Here is a 16,735-nt window from a genome sequence, read left to right on the forward strand (position 1 = left end):
GTGCCGCGCGAACCGTACAGAACGCGAAAGGTTCGTTGCACTGATCGTTCGCGTCGTGAAACAGTTCAGTCGTCCGACCAGGACGGCAACGACGTAGGAAGGCGGGATCAGTCATGCACAGCACGTACTCCGGGATGCCGCGCACCACACGGATGTCCGCGACCCACACGCGGGTCGGCCTGACCGACCCCGCCGTGATCGACGCCTGGGTGTCCCGGCGCATCCAGGACCCGTCGCTCCTGTCGACGCGCAGCGAACCGTCGTACGCTGACTTCTTCACGGCGCCCACCGCGTAGCCACCCGCTCCGACCGGATCCGCCCGACAGAGAGACCCCACCAGCCGATGCCCCTGACCGTCGTCCGCCGTGAGCACGTCCACCTCTACGCCAGGGAGCCGCGGTCGAAGGCCGCGAAGGTCGCCGTCGACGCGCTCCTGCGTCTGCAGCACGTCGAGGAGCAGCAGCTCGAGCAGGCCCGCACCGAGAGCGGCCTGACGAAGAACGAGTTCCTGACGGTGCGGTACATGCTGCAGGCGCACCGGGACGGTCGGGCGATGGGCCCGAAGGACCTCGCCGTCATGCTCAACGTCTCGAACGCGTCGGTCACGAAGATCGTCGACGGGCTCGCGGCGAAGGGCGACATCGTCCGCGTCCCGCACCCCACCGACCGACGGGCGCAGGTGCTCGAGCCGACGGTGCAGGCCGCCGAGAAGATCGACTCGTCGTACGCCCGGTTCCACGAGGCCGTGGTCGGCGTGATGGACCACCTGTCGAGCGAGGACAACGAGGTGCTCGCGCGCTGCCTGTCGCAGATCACCGATGCCCTCGCGGTCGGGACCCCGACACCCGTCGACGAGTACACGGTCGACCCCGACGGCGCTGCGGAGCCGAACGACTCCTAGCGGCGACCGCAGGGTGGTGCGAAAACCTTCCAGCGGTAAGTTGGGGGGATGACGCACGAGGTCGACGAGGACGGCGCGACCCCGCCCCGGCGCGGCGGGTACCGCAAGGGCGCCGAACGCCGTGCGCAGATCCTCGACGAGATGATCCGCATGGTCGCGGCGCAGGGCGTCGACGCGTCGTCGCTCCGCTCGGTCGCCGACGCGCTCGGGATCACCCACGCGGCGCTCCGGCACTACTTCCCGAGCCGCGACGAACTGCTGCTCGCCGTCTACCGCGAGCACGAGGTGCGTGAGCAGGACGCCCCGGACCGCCTGCGGTCCGCGATCGGCGACATGCGGGAGAGCGCGTCGCGGAACCGCGCGGTCCCCGGGCTCGTGCAGCTCTACACGACGCTTGCGGCCGACGCCGTGCAGGAGGGGCACCCCGCAACGCGCGACTTCATGCGCGAGCGCTTCACCCGGCTCCGCGCCGACCTCGCCGAGCTGATCGCCGCGGACCAGGCCGCCGGACGGATCCGGGCCGACCTGGACCCGGTCGACCTGGCCAGCCTCGGCATCGCCGCGTCCGACGGCCTGCAGGTGCAGTGGCTGCTCGACCCGGAGGCGGTCGACGGCGAGCGGGTGCTCCGCCTGCTCGAGTCGATCATCCCCGCAGCCGAGGACTGACGCCGGTCCCGGCGACGCGACCACGGCTCCGTCTCGACGCGTGGCGGACGGGAGGCGCGGCGCGGTGCCGCCACGAGCCTCCCGTCCGCCGCCCGGTCGCGACTACGGCGTCGACGCGCCGTCCGCGATGTTCGCGGTGACCGCGTCGATGTACGCAGCGCGCTCCGCGCGCGTCTGGGGGCGACCCGGCACACCGGGCCGTTCCTCCCACGGGCGCGGGCCGGACTCGTGCCGGTACGCGACGCCGAGCGCGTCGAGCCGGGCGAGGTGGTGCGTCAACCGCTGCCGGAACTCCTCGATGTCGCGAGGGCGGGCGACGTCCGCCGACCAGAGCGCCTCGGACAGGGCGACCACGCGCGGGAACAGCTGGTAGTCGAGTCGGCCGACGGTGTCGACGTGCTCGGTCCACATGTTCGCCTGCCCACCGATGACGTGTGCCCGCTCCGCCTCGGTGAGCTCCGCGGGCACCGGGTCGAAGGCGTACACGTCGTCGACGGTGAGCACGATCGACACCGGGATCGGCTCGTTCGGCAGGTCGCTCTGCCGGTAGTCGAGGTAGACCTGGTCGTCCGGTGTCGAGATGACGTCGTGCCCACGCCGTGCGGCGGTGATCGCACCCTGCAACCCGCGCCACGAGACGACGGTCGCCGACGGGGACAGCGTGCCGCCCTCGAGGATCTCGTCCCACCCGAACGCCCGGCGTCCGTGCGACTCGAGGTGCGCCGCGAGCTGCCCGACGATCCAGGCCTGCAGCTGCTCCTCGTCCGCGAGGCCGAGCTCCCGGATGCGCTCCTGGGTGCGGGGATCGTCCTCCCACTGGTCCTTCGGGCACTCGTCGCCGCCGAGGCCGATGTACTCGGAGGGGAAGAGCGCGACGACCTCGTCGAGCACGTCCGTGAAGAACCGCACCGTGCTGTCCTCGGCGTTCATCACGTCGTGCGCGATGCCCCACTCGGTCCACACGTCGAGCTGCCGCTCCGGGTGCACGCCGAGCTCCGGGTACGCGGCCAGCGCGGCGCGGACGTGTCCGGGTGTCTCGATCTCCGGCACGACCGTGACGAACCGGTCGGCCGCGTAGGCCACGATCTCGCGGATGTCGTCCTGGGTGTAGGAGCCGCCGTGCGGGCGTCCGTCCTTCCCTGCGACCCGGAGCGTGCCGTCCGCGTCCGGCACGTGTGCGCCGACCTGCGACTCGGTGCGCCACGACCCGACCTCGGTGAGCCGCGGGTACTTCGTGATCTCGATGCGCCAGCCCTGGTCCTCGGTCAGGTGGAAGTGCAGGCGGTTGAGCCGGTGCACGGCGAGCTGGTCGACGAGGCGCAGGACCTCCGCCTTCGTGCGGAAGTGCCGGGCGACGTCGAGCATCACGCCGCGCCAGGCGAAGGCCGGGGCGTCCTCGACGACCGTCACCGGGAGCATCCACCCCTCGGTGCGCACCTGGCCGCGGCGGTACACGTCGGCGGGGAGCAGCTGGAGCAGTGCCTGGACGCCGTAGAAGACGCCGGCGGGGCCGCCGCCGGTGACGACGACGCCCTCGGTGGTGACCTCCAGCCGGAAGGCCTCCGAGCGGTCACCGCCGGGGCCCTCCGGCAGGTCACTCGGATCGGCGGCGATCCGGAGGGCGACCAGGGGGACGTCGGTCGCGCCGGCGGCGCCGAACAGGGGGAGACGGGTGGAGGCGCGCAGGACCTGCTGCAGGTACTGCGCGACCGGCTCGGCCGCGGGGTCGGCGGTGACGCGGGTCCGCTCGTCGAGGGTGAACGAGCCGGCGCCGTCGACGCGGGAGCGGGGGCTGGGGATGAGCATGCGGTGATGTCCTTCCGGGGTGGTCGGGGACGGATCGGGATGGTCAGAGGCGGAACGGGTTCGTGCGGGTGACGGCGAGCAGGTACCAGGCCGTCGCACCGGTGTGCAGGCTCGAGTGGTAGAGGTCGCCGAACCCGGTGTCGAGTCCGTCGGACGACGCCGAGACGATGCCCTTCCCGTCGCCGTTCGCCTGCGTGCGCTGCGCGAGCTGGACGCTGTCGAGGACCGAGGCGGACCGGGTGCGGTCCGTTCGCGTGCCCCGCGCCTCCAGGGCGAGCGCCAGCTGACCGGACCCCTCGAACCAGACCTTGCTGACGTCCGTGTCCGAGAAGGACGGGCCGGTGTACGGACCGTCGTGGGCGATGAGGTGGTCGAGCACCCAGGTGACCGATGCGGAGTACCGGCGATCGAGCGTGGCGAGGTACGCCCAGACCTGCACGTCCTCGGGGATCGGCGTGCGGTTGATCGTCGTGCCGTCCGGGTCGGTGCCGGTCCAGAGGTGCCCGTCGGTCCGGTCCTGCATCGCGCGGACGAAGGTCTCCGCCAGGGTCGCTCGTCGGGACCAGGTGCGGTCGCCGGTGAGCCGGGCGAGCTGGGTGAAGAACGCCGTCACGTCGATGTTGTGCTCGGTCGACTTGTAGGTGATCGGCTGGTCGTCGGCGTTCCGTCCGCCCGTGTACCCGGCGGGCTGCCGTACGTCGTCGCGGGCGTTCGTCTCGATCCAGGCGCCGAGCCGGAGCGCGCCGTCGAGGAACCGACGTTCCCGGGTGACCACGAACAAGCGGCAGAACGCCATGCCGACCCACGACTGGTTCCCCGTGTAGGCGGCGGGGGAACCGATGTCGATCGGACGCGGGGGCGTCGCGACGGGGAAGGTGTCGGGTTGGTACGAGGCCCGGGTCCGACCGTCGCCGATCGGGTCCGCAGCCTGCAGCGCCAGCAGGGTGTCCCCGAGCACCGTGGCCCGCTGGACGTCGCGGTGCCGGCCCCGGCCGAGCCAGGCCAGCACCATGAGGGCATCGTCGTAGGCGAACGACGACACGAACTCGGTGGGCAGCGACGCGAAGTACCCACCGAAGTAGCTGCGGGGGAGGCGGAGCTCCGTGCCGGAGCCGTACTCGTCCATGCGGAGGTCGAGGTACTCGTAGGCGAGGTCGCGGGAACGGGCGTGCGACACCGGACCGGTCGGGGGTCGAGCACCCCCGCGCGGTACGGCCGGCGGCGTCGCGGCGGCGATGCCCGGGGCGCCGAGCGTGACCGCGGCGGACGCGACGGTCGCCGCGGCGCCGAGCACGATCCCTCGGCGCGTCAGCGTGCCGCTCGCTCGGGGGCTGTCGTGGTCGGAGGGACGGGATGGTCCGGTCATGGCGTGCTCACTTCCGCTGCGTCGGGACGCGATCGGTGGGTTCGAGGCTTCGGTGGTGCGGGCGGCCGGTCGACCGCGGTCAGGCGGTCGAGACGGCTGGCGCGGGCGCGAGGAACGCGGCCCCGAGCGCGGCGAGCGGACGGTCGACGGGGGCGATGTGGACCCTGGACGACAGGTCGAGCGAGGCGGCGAAGGGGGACGTGCGCGCGGCGCCGTCGAAGCCGGCGCGCACGGGGGCGAGCAGGCGTTCGCCGAGGGTGGCGAGCCCACCGCCGACGACGACCGACTCGACGTCGGCCGTGACGACGAGGATGCGCACGGCCGATGCGAGGCCCGAGACGAAGCGGTCGCGGACGGCGACGGCAGCGGGATCACCCGCGTCGGCCGAGTCGAACAGGGCCGTCGCTGCGGAGCTGCCGTGGCCCGGCCACGCGACTGCCAGGGCGGACCCCGATGCGAGGGTCTCGAGGCAGCCGCGCTGACCGCACACGCAGGGCTGCCCGTCCGGCACGACCGGGATGTGCCCGACCTCGCCGGCGTTGCCCCGTGCTCCGCGCCACAGGCGCCGGTCGACGACGAGTCCGGCGGCGAGTCCCGTCCCGATGTTCAGGTACGCGTGCGGCCCGTCGAGCTGCATCGCCTGCGCGGCACCGAGCGCGGCGACGTTCACGTCGTTCTCGACCTGGACCGCCGCGCCCGTCGCAGCGGCCACCAGCGGACCGAGTGCGACCTCCGAGAGCCCGAGGTTGACAGCGTGTCGCACCCAGCCGGTCTCGTGGTCGACCAGACCGGGGACACCGATGCCGATGGTGTCCGCGGTCGAGCGCGTCCGGACCTCGAGCGACCGGACGACGGCGAGCGTCTCGGCCACCACCGCGTCGGGCCCGAAGCCGGTCGGGACCCGGACCCGATCGACCACGTCGCCCGCCGGTGAGACGGCGACGGCGTCGATCTTCGTCCCGCCGATGTCGAGGCCGATCCTCATGGTGCTCCCGTCCTGGGGGTGCGCGGCCTCGTCAGCGAGGACGCGGCGTCAAGGCTGCGCATGCGGGTTAGTAAACACGCCTAACTCGACGCTGGCAAGAGCGTGTCGAGCAGTGTTTCCGCGAGATCACGGGGCTGTTACGGCTCCAGATCGGTGCTTGACATCGGATTAGGAACGGTCCTTTACTAAGGCAACCACTCGGAGGGAGGAACCCCATTGGCGAACGACACGGATGCTCCGGCACCCTTCGCGGCGCAGGTACGGCGTCAACGGAGCAAGGCCCTGCCGCAGCACAGCCGGGCGCTCAACCGCTCCCTGATCCTGCAGACGCTCTTCACCGACGGCGCGATGAGCCGAGCGGACCTCTCCCGGCACTCGGGGCTCACCCGGCCGACCGTCTCCGGTCTGGTCGCCGAACTCGAGGCCGATGCCCTCGTCACCGAGCTCGGGCCCCGCGAGGACCTGCGCGTCGGGAAGCCCGCAACCCTGATCAACCTGAACGTCGACGCCTTCCACATCGTCGTCGTGGACCTCTCCGTCCCCGACCACTTCGTCGGGGCGGTCACGAACCTGCGTGGCGACGTCGTCGACAGCGCGAAGATCGAGGTCGACGGTGCCGTCGGGGACCAGGCCCTCAACCGCATCATCCGACTCGTCGAGCGCCTGGCGGCGACGACGTCGCGTCGCCTGCTCGGGATCGCCGTCGGGTGCCCCGGTGTCATCGACGAGACGGGCACGGTCCTCGACTCGGTCGCACTCGGGGGTGGCTTGCCCCTGCAGCGGCAGCTCGCCGAGCACTTCCGGCTCCCGGTGCACGTCCTCAACGACGCGAACGTCGCGGCGCTCGGCGTCCACGCCTTCGAGGTCGACCCGACCCGGGACGTGCTCGTCGTCGCGCTCGAGCACGGCGTGGGGACGGGGATGGTGCTCGGCGGACGACTCGTGCTCGGTGAGCGCTACGCGGCAGGTGAGATCGGCCACCTGACGATCGACGAGGACGGCGAGCCGTGCCCCTGCGGGCGTCGCGGGTGCCTCGAGGTGATCATCGGGGCCGACCACCTGGCTCGGCGGCTCGACGCTGCCCCCGTCGGCGACCGTGCCGGCCTCCTCCGGTCCGCGGGGGACACCCTCGGCCGGGTGCTCGCTCCGATCGTCAGTGCCGTGAACATCACCGAGATCGTCGTCACCGGGCCCGCCGACCTCGTCGAGGGCCCCCTCGTGCAAGCCGTGCACGACACCGTCTCGGCCCGCACGCTCGCGAGCGTGGGTGACGACCTCGCCGTCACGGCCACGTCCACCAACAGCGACCTGATCCTCCGGGGCGGGGCAGCGTTCCTGCTCGCCGCGGAGCTCGGGGTCAGCTGATCCGACACAGCAGAACGACCACCAAGGAGAAGCAATGCGTACGAAGAAGTTCGCGGCAGCAGCTGCCGTGGCCCTGACCGTCGCCCTCGGGGTGACCGCGTGCTCCAGCGCCGGCAACACCGGTGCTGGCGGCAGCGGTGGCACCAAGGAGATCGGGGACGTCAAGGGGGACGGCAAGACGCTGACCGTGTGGGCGATGACCGGGGACTACTCCGACAAGACCATCGCCGCGATCAACGACCAGTTCGAGAAGGAGACCGGCGCGAAGGTCAAGGTGCAGATCCAGCAGTGGGACGGCATCACGACCAAGGTCTCGACCGCGCTGGCCACGAACACGCCGCCGGACGTCCTCGACCTCGGCAACACGCAGGTCGCGAGCTACGCCGCGAACGGCGCGTTGCTGGACCTCACCCCGTACGAGTCGGACCTGGCTCAGGGGCAGACCTGGCTCGACGGCCTGTCCGACCCGGCCACGGTGGAGGGCTCGCTCTACGGCGTCCCCGGTTTCGCCGGCGCCCGATCGGTCATCTACAACAAGCAGATGTGGAAGGACGCCGGCATCACGGAGGTCCCGACCACCTACGAGGAACTGACGGCCGACCTCGACAAGGTCAAGGCAGCGAACACCGCGAAGGACTTCTCCGCCTTCTACATGCCCGGTCAGTACTGGTACGCCGGGATGCAGTTCGTCTGGGACGCGGGCGGTGACATCGCGACCGAGGACGGCGGGACGTGGAAGGCCGGGTTCGGCGACGCGAAGGCGCAGCAGGGCCTCGAGGACTTCCGGGCGTTCGCGAACGCGTACTCGACGAAGGCCTCGGCCACCCTCAACACCGACAGCCCGGACATGAACCAGGTCTTCGCGGACGGCAAGACATCGGCCATCCTCAGCACCAGCGGCACGCTCGGCCTCATCGAGCAGGCGAACCCGGAGATGACGGCGGACACGATGGGCACCTTCCCGTTCCCGGGGAAGTCCGGGAAGACACAGCCGGTCATGCTCGGTGGATCGGACTGGGGCATCGCAGCGAAGTCCGGCAACACCGACCTGGCGCTCAAGTGGGTCGAGATCGCGTCGAGCCCGGACGTCCAGAGCAAGTACGTCTACGGCGACAACGGCTGGATCCCGAACAGCACCGAGGGCATCAAGGCCGCCGACTCCAGCCTGAGCGAGATCAACAAGGCCTTCTTCACCGCGGCGTTGAACTCGAAGGCGACCCCGGCCAACGCCCGGTGGGCCGACCTCGAGGGTGACCAGAGCATCAACACCCTGTTCTCGAGCATCGTCTCCGGTTCGAAGACGCCGGAGGAAGCCGCGGCGACCTTCGACAAGGCCGCCGACGACGTCCTGAACAAGCAGTAGGACGACCCACCAGGACGGTGCGGGCGCCGTCGTCACGCGACGGCTCCCGCACCGCCCGCCCCGACCGGAAAGGCCAGACGTGACCGTCTCAGCCACCCGCCCGAGCACGGAGCGCCGCAGCCGCCCCGACCGCTCGCCCGGGGATCGTCCCGGCGGCGCTCTGCAGCGCCGGGCAACCCGCTCGTTCGCCCCCCTCTGGCTCCTGACCCCAGCAGGGCTCGTGCTCGTCTTCGTGACGGTCGCCCCCATCGTCTTCCTGGTCTTCACGTCGTTCACCGACTACGACCAGCGCTCGCTCTTCACCGGTGCGTACGACGCCGTCGGGCTGGCGCAGTACGGGCAGATCCTCTCCGACCCGGCCTTCTGGGCATCGCTCGTCCGCACCGTGCTGTTCACGGCGGCGATGGTCCTCGGGAGCATCCTGATCGGCGCGGGCGTCTCGCACCTGATGACCCGGCTGGGCGTGGTGCTCCGCTACGCCGTCACGATCGTCCTGATCTGTGCGTGGGGCATGCCGAACGTGGCGTCCTCGCTCGTGTGGAACTGGCTCTTCCAGCCGGGCTACGGGGTCGTGAACTGGGCGCTCACGCAGCTCCGGGTCTTCGGCGACATGACCGACACCGACTGGGGCAACAGCGCCGGCCTGGCGTACACGTCCATCTGGATGCTCGTCGTCTGGCAGGCGGTGCCCTTCATCGCGCTCACCCTGTACGCCGCCGAGACGCAGATCCCGATCGAGGTGAAGGAGGCCGTCCGGCTCGACGGCGGCTCCGAGTGGACGGTGTACCGCGTCGTCACGATCGAGTACCTCCGACCGACCCTGCTCCTCGTCACGATGCTCTCGATCATCTGGGACTTCAACGTCTTCAACCAGATCTGGCTCGTCTCGCAGGGTGGTCCGGACGGTGCGACGTCCACCCTCGGTGTCTTCACCTACGTCACCGCGTTCGTCGGGCACGACATCGGGACCGGTTCGGCGGTCGCCGTGATCGCGGCGCTGATCCTCATGGCGCTCAGTGCCCTCTACATCCGGAACCTCGTCCGATCGGGAGAAGAGCTGTGACCACCGCGATGCCGACGGGCGTCCCCGTCCGAGCCGACGTCCCCGCAGCCGCCCCCACCCCCGAGGGCGTCGCGGCGACGAGACGCATCCGCCGTCGCCGGCGCCCCGTGCGCTGGATCAGCAGCTCCATCGCGATCGTGTTCTGCGTCGTCTGGATCTTCCCGGTCTACTGGATGATCAACACGGCCTTCAAGCCCCGCTCCGAGGCCCTGACCAGCACCCCACTCTTCGCTCCGGCTCACCCCACGCTCGACAACTTCGTGACGGCCTTCACCCGAGCGGACTTCCTGGTCTACCTGGGCAACTCGACCATCGTCGTGGCAGGGGCCGTCGTGCTCTCGCTGGCCCTGGGCATCCTGGCGTCGGCGGCACTCTCGCGGTTCCGGTTCCGTGGCCGTCGCACGATCCTCGTCACGATCCTGCTCGTCCAGATGCTGCCGGGGACCGCACTGCTCATCCCGCAGTTCCTCATCTTCAACCAGGTCGGCCTCACCGGCACCTACGCGGGGCTGATCCTGGCCTACGTGGCTGCGGTGCTGCCGTTCTCGATCTGGGTCATGCGCGGCTTCTTCCTCGCGATCCCGATGGAGGTCGAGGAGGCAGCGCGCATCGACGGTGCCAGTACGTGGCAGGTCCTGACGAAGGTGCTCTTCCCCCTGGTGATGCCGGGCATGATCGCGACGAGCGTCTTCGCGTTCATCGCCGCGTGGAACGACTACATCGTCGCGTACACGTTCATGCAGGACCAGGCGCACTACACGCTGCCCGTGTGGCTCGCGTCGTTCACCACCCAGACGACCGGCACCGACTTCACCGGTCAGATGGCCGCGTCCGTGCTGTTCTCGCTGCCGGTCGTGGTGTTCTTCATGATCATCCAGCGCAACCTGGTCTCGGGGATGTCGGCGGGAGCGGTGAAGGGCTGACGCGACGGACGGGAGGCACGGTGCGGGCCCGCACCGTGCCTCCCGTCCGTGCGCGTCAGGTGCGCGGCGCCGGGTCGGGTTCCCCGAGCAGCCGGGTCGTCCAGTCGGCGAGGGCCGCGACCGCCGACCGCGAGACCGCCGCTCCCGGCACCATGCTCGTGAAGCCGTGGAACGCGCCCGGCCACACGTGCAGCTCGGCGTCGACCCCGGCGGCCCACAGTGCGCTCGCGAACGCCACGGTCTCGTCGCGGAAGACCTCGGCGCTGCCGCAGTCGACGTAGGTGCGGGGGAGTCCGGACAGGTCCTCGGCGCGCGCCGGTGCCGCGTACGGGGAGACGTCGTCGGTGCCCCGGCGCTCGCCGAGGTACGCGCCCCAGCTGAAGTGCATCGCCTGGCGGTCGGCCACGCCGACGCCGTCGATCTGCCGGGTCGACACGGAGGCGTCGCGGTCGTCGAGCATCGGGGAGACCAGGACCTGCGCGAGGACCTCGGGGCCGCTGCGGTCCCGGGCCAGCAGGACGGTCCCCGCGGCGAGGCCCCCGCCGGCGCTCTGGCCGGCGACGACGATGCGCGCCGGGTCGATGCCGAGCTCGTCGGCGTGCTCCGCGACCCAGACGAGTCCGGCGTAGCAGTCCTCGACCGGGGTCGGGTCGGGGTGTTCCGGGGCGAGACGGTAGTCCACGCTGACCAGCACGACGTCGTGGTCGAGCAGCCAGTCGTCGTACGAGTCGAGGTTGCCGAGGTGGTGGCCCATCACCATGCCCCCGCCGTGGATCGTGTAGACGCCCGTGGTCGGACCGGTCCGGCCGGCGCGCTGGATGACCGCGAGGTCGATCGGGTCACCGCCGTGTCCGGGGACGGTGACGCGCCGCCGCTCGAGCCCGCGGGCGCGCAGGCGGTCGTCGAGCTCGTGCTCGGTGATCTCGAGCGCACGCATGCGGGGGAGGGCTGCGGCGTCGATCGTGAAGGGACCGCGGGCCTCGAGTGCGGTGAGGAAGACGCCGAGTTCGGGGTCGAAGGGCGGGCGGGGCGTGGTGGTCTCAGGCACGGGAGGACTCCTGGTGGTGGTCGGTGGAAGTGGTCGAGGAAGAGGAAGAGGAAGAGGAAGAGGACGTGGACGGCATCGGCGGGGTCGAGGTCGAGGTCGGCGTCGGTTCCGGCGTGCCGACGCCGAGTCGCGCGCGGAGCACCCCGACGGCGACGAGCAGCGCTGCGACCACGGTGATCACGGCCCCGGCGACCTGCAGCGCACCGACGACGGCGGCAGCGTGCGCTGCCGTGGTCCGGGCGACGGTCACGCTGCCGGGGACGAGCGCGGCGAGCACCGTCCCGGTCGCAGCGATCCCCACCGCCGTGGCGAGTTCGCTCGCGGTGTCGACGAGTGCCGCCCCGATCGACGTGCGGTCCGTCGGGAGCCCGGACAGGACGCTGGCCCCGGCGACCGCTCCGACGACACGCATCCCGGCCGCGACGAGCACGAGGGCGACCGCGACCGCCGGGTACCCGGTGCGCCCGGACAGGGTGAACACGGCGAGCCCGACGACGACGGCGGTCGCGCTCGTCCACGCGGCCCGATCGAGCCCGACCCGCCGGACGAAGGGCCCGACGAAGCGGCCGCTCGCGAGGAGCACCACGACCTGGGGCAGGGTGCCGAGCGCGGCGAGGGCCGGCGGCCACCCCCACGCAGCCTGCAGCTGCAGGGTCACCGCGTAGGACAGCCCGGCGGTGGCGAGCCCGGCGGCGGCCTTGTACGCCAGACCGCTCGCGACGAGGGGCCGTGCCACCAGGGTGAGGTCGAGCAGCGGGTGCGGGGCCGTCCGCTCCCGCACCACGAAGCCCGCGACGGCGGCGACGGTGGCGGTCGCCGCGGCCCAGGTCGGCCAGCCGGTGGTGGACACGGCGAGCGTCGGGGTCACCAGGACGCCGACGACGGCGGCCGTGCCGAGCACGGCGCCGACGAGGTCGAGCGGCTGCCGGTGCAGGTCCGCCGGCCGATCGGCCACGATCCCGGAGCGGATGCCGACGAGCGCGACGAGGGCGATCGGCACGTTCGCCACCAGGAGCACCTGCCACGGTGCCACCGCGAGCACGAACCCGCCGATCGTCGGGCCGACCGCCAGCCCGACGAGCCCGGCGGTCGACACCACGGTCAACGCCCGGACGCGCAGGTCGTCGGCGGAGAAGAGCCGGAAGGTCAGGGCCATCGAGCCGGGCGTGGTCATCGCGGCGGCGAGGCCCGTGAGGACCCGGACGACGACGAGCTGCTCCACGCTGGTCACCAGGACGGTCGCGGCGCTCGCCGCGGCGAGCAGCACCAGCCCGACGAGCATCGTGCGGCGACGGCCGAACCGGTCGGCGACCGCCCCGAACAGGAGCATGAGCCCGCCGAACGCGACCGAGTACGCGCTCGAGACCCACTGGAGCGAGGCGGTGGACGCGGCGAGGTCCCGACCGATCGTCGGCAGGGCGACGGTGAGGACCGAGTTGTCGAGCATCTCGAACAGGAACACGGCGGACAGCCCGGACAGGGCGATCCACGCGTCACGGAGACGGGCGGGTGGGGTGTGTGCAGACACGGGTGCACTCCTTCGATGAAGAAGTGGCGACTCCCGTGAGACGCGTGCACGCTCCCGTCCGCCGGAGCGGAGCGGGATTTTTCCCTCTGGGCGTGACTGTACCGCGATCGCGGTCGACCGCGCCACCACCGGGTGTACGCAGGACCCATGAGCCGTCCCCGCAGCCCCTTCCGTGGCCTCCGCGCCCTCGTCACCGGCGCCAGCGGGGGGATCGGCGAGGCGCTCGCCCTCGGGCTCGCCGCAGCCGGCGCCGACGTCGTGCTGGTCGCCCGGTCCGAGGGCCGGCTCGACGCGCTCGCCGAGCGGATCCGCCGCGACCACGGTGTGGCGGCGACGGTGCTCCCCGCGGACCTCGCGACGGCGGACGGCGTCGACGGGGTCGTCGCGTGTCTCGGGGGCACCCGGGTGGACATCCTCGTCGCGAACGCCGGCGTCGGCGACCACGGCCCGTTCGCCGCCTCGACGGACGAGCGCCTCCGGACCCAGGTCGACCTCAACTGCACCGCGGTCGTCCGCCTCGTCCACGCGTTCCTGCCCGGGATGCTCGAGCGCCGGCTCGGTGGCGTGATGACCGTCGCATCGACGGCCGCGTTCCAGCCGACGCCGCAGATGGCCGTCTACGGCGCGACGAAGGCGTTCGTGCTCTCGTTCACCGAGGCGGTGTGGCAGGAGAACCGGGGGAGCGGGGTCCGGTTCCTCGCACTCTGCCCCGGCCCCACCGCGACGGGCTTCTTCGACGAGGCCGCCCGGGGAGCGGGATCGGCGGGCGTCATGGAACGCGGGCGGCAGTCGGCGGAGCAGGTCGCGGCCGTGGGGCTCCGGGCGTTCGCTCGGCAGGGCGGCCCGACGGTGGTGTCCGGCCTCGGCAACGCCGTGACGGCGAACGCCCACCGGTTCGTCCCGCGCGGACTGATGGCACGGTTGTCGGCGCTCGTCACCGGCGGAGAGTGATCGCCGAGGTCAGCCGCTCGGTGCAACGAGCCGCTCACCCGTAGCCCTCGTCGTACAGCCGCCACCCGTCGGCGGTGTGGCGGAAGCAGAACTGCCACCCCTCGAGAGTCCCGGGGTCGGCGCCGCTCATGTTCGTCTCCGTGACGTCGACGGGGATGCACTCCTCGGCGACCCCGCCGCGCTCGTCGGCCGGGATCCGCTCGACGGCGCCGACGTTCCGGTGGACGAGCAGGTCCGGGTGCTCGTCGAACCAGGACGTCGGCTGCCGCTGCCCGCACCACGCCTGGTCGGGTGATGACGGTGCGTGCGCAGCCGTGAGGGCTTCGGTCACCGCGCAGTCGTGGGCCTCGGCTGCGCGGAGGTAGACGCGGAGGACCTGCTCCGACGAGGCACCCGCCGGAGGGAGGCGTCGCGCGGTCTCGGCAGCGTGCTCGAGGTGCACGCCGATGCCGGCCCCGGTGGCGAGGACTGCCAGCGCGGCAGCGGACACGAGGACCGGCAGGACCCGTCGTCGTGGCGCTCGGTCGTGCGTCGTGGCCGTGGCGCCTCCTTCGACAGCGGTCGGATCCCCCTTGCTCGACCCTGACATGGCAGCGCTCCCGTCGGCATCCCCCTGCGGGACGAAGCCGACGGCCGGTCGGCCGGTCGGCTCGTCCCGCTCCGCTCCGCACGAGCCGGCAGGACACGCCGCTCGTCCTCCGCCCGGAGGGCGGAGGACGTCGGTGCGCGGCTCCGGACGTGACGGATCTGGCCCGCTCGGTGGGCCGGACGCGCCCACGACGCGGACGGACGGGAGGCGCGGTGCCAGCTGGCACCGCGCCTCCCGTCCGGTCAGATGGCTGGCTAGGCGTTCGCGCCCTCCGCCAGCACCGCAGCAGCCGGGTCGAAGTCCTCCGGCAGCGGCTCCGGCTTCGTGATGCGCGAGGTGATCTCGACGGGCTGGCCGGAGTCGGCGGCGTCCCGGATGCCGAGCATGACGTCGAGCGCGTGGGACGCGACGGCACCGGAGGCGCGCTCCGGGCGGCCCTCGGCGATCGCACGTGCCATCTCGACGACGCCCGTGCCGCGACCCCAGGTCGAGCCCTTGTGCTCGAGGGTCGTCGGTTCGTCCTTGCCGAGCGTCCACAGCGTGCTGTCGCCGTCGAAGACGTTCGGGTCCGGCAGCACGATCGTGCCCTCGGAACCGTTGATCTCGACGAAGCCGTTGCGGGGCAGGGCGTGCTGGAACGACAGGGTCGTCTGTGCGGACTGCCCGTCGGCGAACGAGATGAGCGCGGCGTGGTGCGTGGGCACCTCGACCGCGAACTCGGTGCCGGCACGGGGGCCGGAGCCGATCACGCGGGTCTCGCGGGACTTCGACGACACGGCCTGCACGCGCGAGGCCGAGCCGAACGCGTGGAGCAGGGTCGTCACGTAGTACGGGCCGATGTCGAACAGCGGACCGGCGCCCTCGGCGTAGAGGAACTCGGGGTCCGGGTGCCACTGGTCCGGGCCGGGCACGTGGAACATCGTCGTCGCGGTGAGCGGCGTGCCGATGTCACCGCGGGCGATGGCACGGATCGCGGTCTGGATGCCGGCACCGAGCACGGTGTCGGGGGCGGTCGCGTACCGCACACCGGCGGCCGAAGCCGCGGCCAGGAGCGCCTGGGCGTCCTCGGCCGTGGTGGCGACCGGCTTCTCGCTCCAGGTGTGCTTGCCGGCGGCGATGATCTGCTGGCCGACCTTCGCGTGCTCGGCCGGGATCGTGATGTTGACGACGATCGAGATGTCGTCGCGGGCGAGGAGCTCCTCGACCGTGCCCGACGACGGCACGCCGTACTTCTCGGCCTGCGATGCCGCGCGCTCGAGGATGAGGTCGGCGACCATCAGGACCTCGACGTCGGCGAACTGCGTCAGGTTGGTCAGGTACTGGTCCGAGATGTTGCCGGCACCGATGACGCCGACTCCGACGCGGCTCACTTGTCGTTGCCCTTCAGCCACTCGAGCGACTCGGTGATGCCCTGGAAGACGTCGCCCGAGTACGCGTCGAACTCGACGACGCGGATGGCCTGCGGTGCGGCGGCGAGGATGCCCCGCACGTCGACGTCGCCCTGGCCGGCCGGGGTCTGGTTCTCGAAGGCGCGCTGCAGTGCTTCGGGCACGACGAGGGCGCTCTCGGACGAGGGCAGCGCGGTGAGGATGTCACCGTCGACCTTGCCGTCCTTGACGTGGATGGCGACGACGCGGTCGCCGAGCGACTGCAGGACGGCCGGGGCGTCGGCGCCGCCGACGGTCGCCCAGAAGGTGTCGACCTCGAGGACGGTCTCCGGCGAGAGCTGCGACACGAAGAGCTCGTAGACGGTCCCGCCGTCGACCTTGTTCGTGAACTCCCACTGGTGGTTGTGGTACCCGAACTTCAGGCCGCGCGCGGTGGCCTCGGCGGTGAGCTCGTTGACGCGCTCGGCGATCTTCGCGACGTCGTCGGCGGTCTGCCAGCGGTCGGTCGGGATGAACGGGTCGATGACGGTCTGGATGCCGAGGCGCTCCGCGGCGTCCCAGATCGGGGCGGTGTCCTCGGCGTCGATCACGGCGACGTGGCCGGACGGGGCCTTCAGGCCCGTGGCGGCGAAGGCCTTCTCGAGGTCGGCGGCGCGCTCGACGAACGCGTACGGCTCGACGTTCTCGTAGCCGATCTCGCGCACCCGGGCGATGGCCTTGTCGAGGTCTTCGGCGATGGCGTCGCGCAGCGAGTACAGCTGCACAGAGGTGGTGGGCATGGCAGAGGGCTCCT

General features: G+C 71.8%; 16 protein-coding genes. 8 read left to right on the forward strand and 8 right to left on the reverse strand.

Annotation, left to right across the window (positions count from 1 at the left end; translation table 11 throughout):
* The first annotated feature begins 113 nt into the window (after positions 1 to 113).
* Genes ACIQFY_RS12035 through ACIQFY_RS12045 form a run of 3 tightly spaced genes read left to right on the forward strand, consistent with a single transcriptional unit; the run spans position 114 to position 1,567 of the window.
* The gene (locus tag ACIQFY_RS12035) at positions 114 to 296 is read left to right on the forward strand and encodes a hypothetical protein (RefSeq protein WP_066651213.1); all 183 of its coding nucleotides are present in this window, start codon (positions 114 to 116) and stop codon (positions 294 to 296) included.
* Between the two features lie 47 nt (positions 297 to 343).
* Positions 344 to 901, forward strand: a complete 558-nt coding sequence (locus tag ACIQFY_RS12040; protein ID WP_066651217.1) for a MarR family winged helix-turn-helix transcriptional regulator — start codon at positions 344 to 346, stop codon at positions 899 to 901.
* Positions 902 to 949: 48 nt separating this feature from the next.
* The gene (locus ACIQFY_RS12045) at positions 950 to 1,567 is read left to right on the forward strand and encodes a TetR/AcrR family transcriptional regulator (RefSeq protein WP_326496046.1); all 618 of its coding nucleotides are present in this window, start codon (positions 950 to 952) and stop codon (positions 1,565 to 1,567) included.
* Between the two features lie 102 nt (positions 1,568 to 1,669).
* Here the strand turns inward: ACIQFY_RS12045 and ACIQFY_RS12050 are convergent, their stop codons facing one another.
* From ACIQFY_RS12050 to ACIQFY_RS12060, 3 genes are all read right to left on the reverse strand, one after another.
* Positions 1,670 to 3,373 carry a beta-N-acetylhexosaminidase gene (locus tag ACIQFY_RS12050; protein WP_326496047.1) on the reverse strand — a complete coding sequence of 568 codons (1,704 nt, stop codon included), beginning with the start codon at positions 3,371 to 3,373 and terminating at the stop codon, positions 1,670 to 1,672.
* A gap of 43 nt (positions 3,374 to 3,416) precedes the next feature.
* Positions 3,417 to 4,739, reverse strand: coding sequence for a hypothetical protein (locus tag ACIQFY_RS12055; RefSeq protein ID WP_400340241.1), 1,323 nt, complete (start codon positions 4,737 to 4,739; stop codon positions 3,417 to 3,419).
* A gap of 79 nt (positions 4,740 to 4,818) precedes the next feature.
* Positions 4,819 to 5,724 carry an ROK family protein gene (locus ACIQFY_RS12060; RefSeq protein WP_326496049.1) on the reverse strand — a complete coding sequence of 302 codons (906 nt, stop codon included), beginning with the start codon at positions 5,722 to 5,724 and terminating at the stop codon, positions 4,819 to 4,821.
* 216 nt (positions 5,725 to 5,940) lie between these two features.
* Here ACIQFY_RS12060 and ACIQFY_RS12065 point away from each other — a divergent pair, with 216 nt between their 5' ends.
* The 4 genes from ACIQFY_RS12065 to ACIQFY_RS12080 all read left to right on the forward strand — a co-directional run bounded on the left by ACIQFY_RS12065 (position 5,941) and on the right by ACIQFY_RS12080 (position 10,438).
* Positions 5,941 to 7,089, forward strand: a complete 1,149-nt coding sequence (locus ACIQFY_RS12065; protein ID WP_400340242.1) for an ROK family protein — start codon at positions 5,941 to 5,943, stop codon at positions 7,087 to 7,089.
* A 34-nt stretch (positions 7,090 to 7,123) separates the two neighbouring features.
* Positions 7,124 to 8,452: a sugar ABC transporter substrate-binding protein gene (locus ACIQFY_RS12070; RefSeq protein ID WP_066651228.1), complete on the forward strand. Its 1,329-nt coding sequence runs from the start codon at positions 7,124 to 7,126 to the stop codon at positions 8,450 to 8,452.
* 79 nt (positions 8,453 to 8,531) lie between these two features.
* The gene (locus tag ACIQFY_RS12075) at positions 8,532 to 9,515 is read left to right on the forward strand and encodes a carbohydrate ABC transporter permease (protein WP_400340245.1); all 984 of its coding nucleotides are present in this window, start codon (positions 8,532 to 8,534) and stop codon (positions 9,513 to 9,515) included.
* Positions 9,512 to 10,438: a carbohydrate ABC transporter permease gene (locus ACIQFY_RS12080; RefSeq protein WP_326496051.1), complete on the forward strand. Its 927-nt coding sequence runs from the start codon at positions 9,512 to 9,514 to the stop codon at positions 10,436 to 10,438. The genes ACIQFY_RS12075 and ACIQFY_RS12080 overlap by 4 nt, the downstream gene beginning before the upstream one ends.
* A gap of 55 nt (positions 10,439 to 10,493) precedes the next feature.
* Here ACIQFY_RS12080 and ACIQFY_RS12085 read toward each other — a convergent pair whose 3' ends face one another.
* Together ACIQFY_RS12085 and ACIQFY_RS12090 are read right to left on the reverse strand one after the other, a co-directional pair.
* Entirely contained in the window at positions 10,494 to 11,486 is a 993-nt protein-coding gene (locus tag ACIQFY_RS12085) for an alpha/beta hydrolase (protein ID WP_326496052.1), read from the reverse strand.
* Positions 11,479 to 13,014 carry an MFS transporter gene (locus ACIQFY_RS12090; protein ID WP_400340247.1) on the reverse strand — a complete coding sequence of 512 codons (1,536 nt, stop codon included), beginning with the start codon at positions 13,012 to 13,014 and terminating at the stop codon, positions 11,479 to 11,481. Before ACIQFY_RS12090 ends, ACIQFY_RS12085 begins: the two co-directional genes overlap by 8 nt.
* A gap of 147 nt (positions 13,015 to 13,161) precedes the next feature.
* On the opposite strand from ACIQFY_RS12090, the gene ACIQFY_RS12095 reads away from it, so the two are divergent.
* Complete coding sequence (locus ACIQFY_RS12095) at positions 13,162 to 13,965, forward strand: SDR family NAD(P)-dependent oxidoreductase (RefSeq protein ID WP_400340249.1); 804 nt, start codon at positions 13,162 to 13,164, stop codon at positions 13,963 to 13,965.
* Between the two features lie 34 nt (positions 13,966 to 13,999).
* Here the strand turns inward: ACIQFY_RS12095 and ACIQFY_RS12100 are convergent, their stop codons facing one another.
* From ACIQFY_RS12100 to ACIQFY_RS12110, 3 genes are all read right to left on the reverse strand, one after another.
* Entirely contained in the window at positions 14,000 to 14,554 is a 555-nt protein-coding gene (locus ACIQFY_RS12100; RefSeq protein ID WP_400340251.1) for a hypothetical protein, read from the reverse strand.
* A 254-nt stretch (positions 14,555 to 14,808) separates the two neighbouring features.
* Positions 14,809 to 15,924 carry a Gfo/Idh/MocA family oxidoreductase gene (locus ACIQFY_RS12105; RefSeq protein ID WP_326496056.1) on the reverse strand — a complete coding sequence of 372 codons (1,116 nt, stop codon included), beginning with the start codon at positions 15,922 to 15,924 and terminating at the stop codon, positions 14,809 to 14,811.
* Positions 15,921 to 16,721 carry a sugar phosphate isomerase/epimerase gene (locus ACIQFY_RS12110; RefSeq protein ID WP_326496057.1) on the reverse strand — a complete coding sequence of 267 codons (801 nt, stop codon included), beginning with the start codon at positions 16,719 to 16,721 and terminating at the stop codon, positions 15,921 to 15,923. Before ACIQFY_RS12110 ends, ACIQFY_RS12105 begins: the two co-directional genes overlap by 4 nt.
* Positions 16,722 to 16,735 lie beyond the last annotated feature (14 nt).

The organism is Curtobacterium sp. NPDC092190 (assembly GCF_044755625.1).
Lineage (GTDB): Bacteria > Actinomycetota > Actinomycetes > Actinomycetales > Microbacteriaceae > Curtobacterium.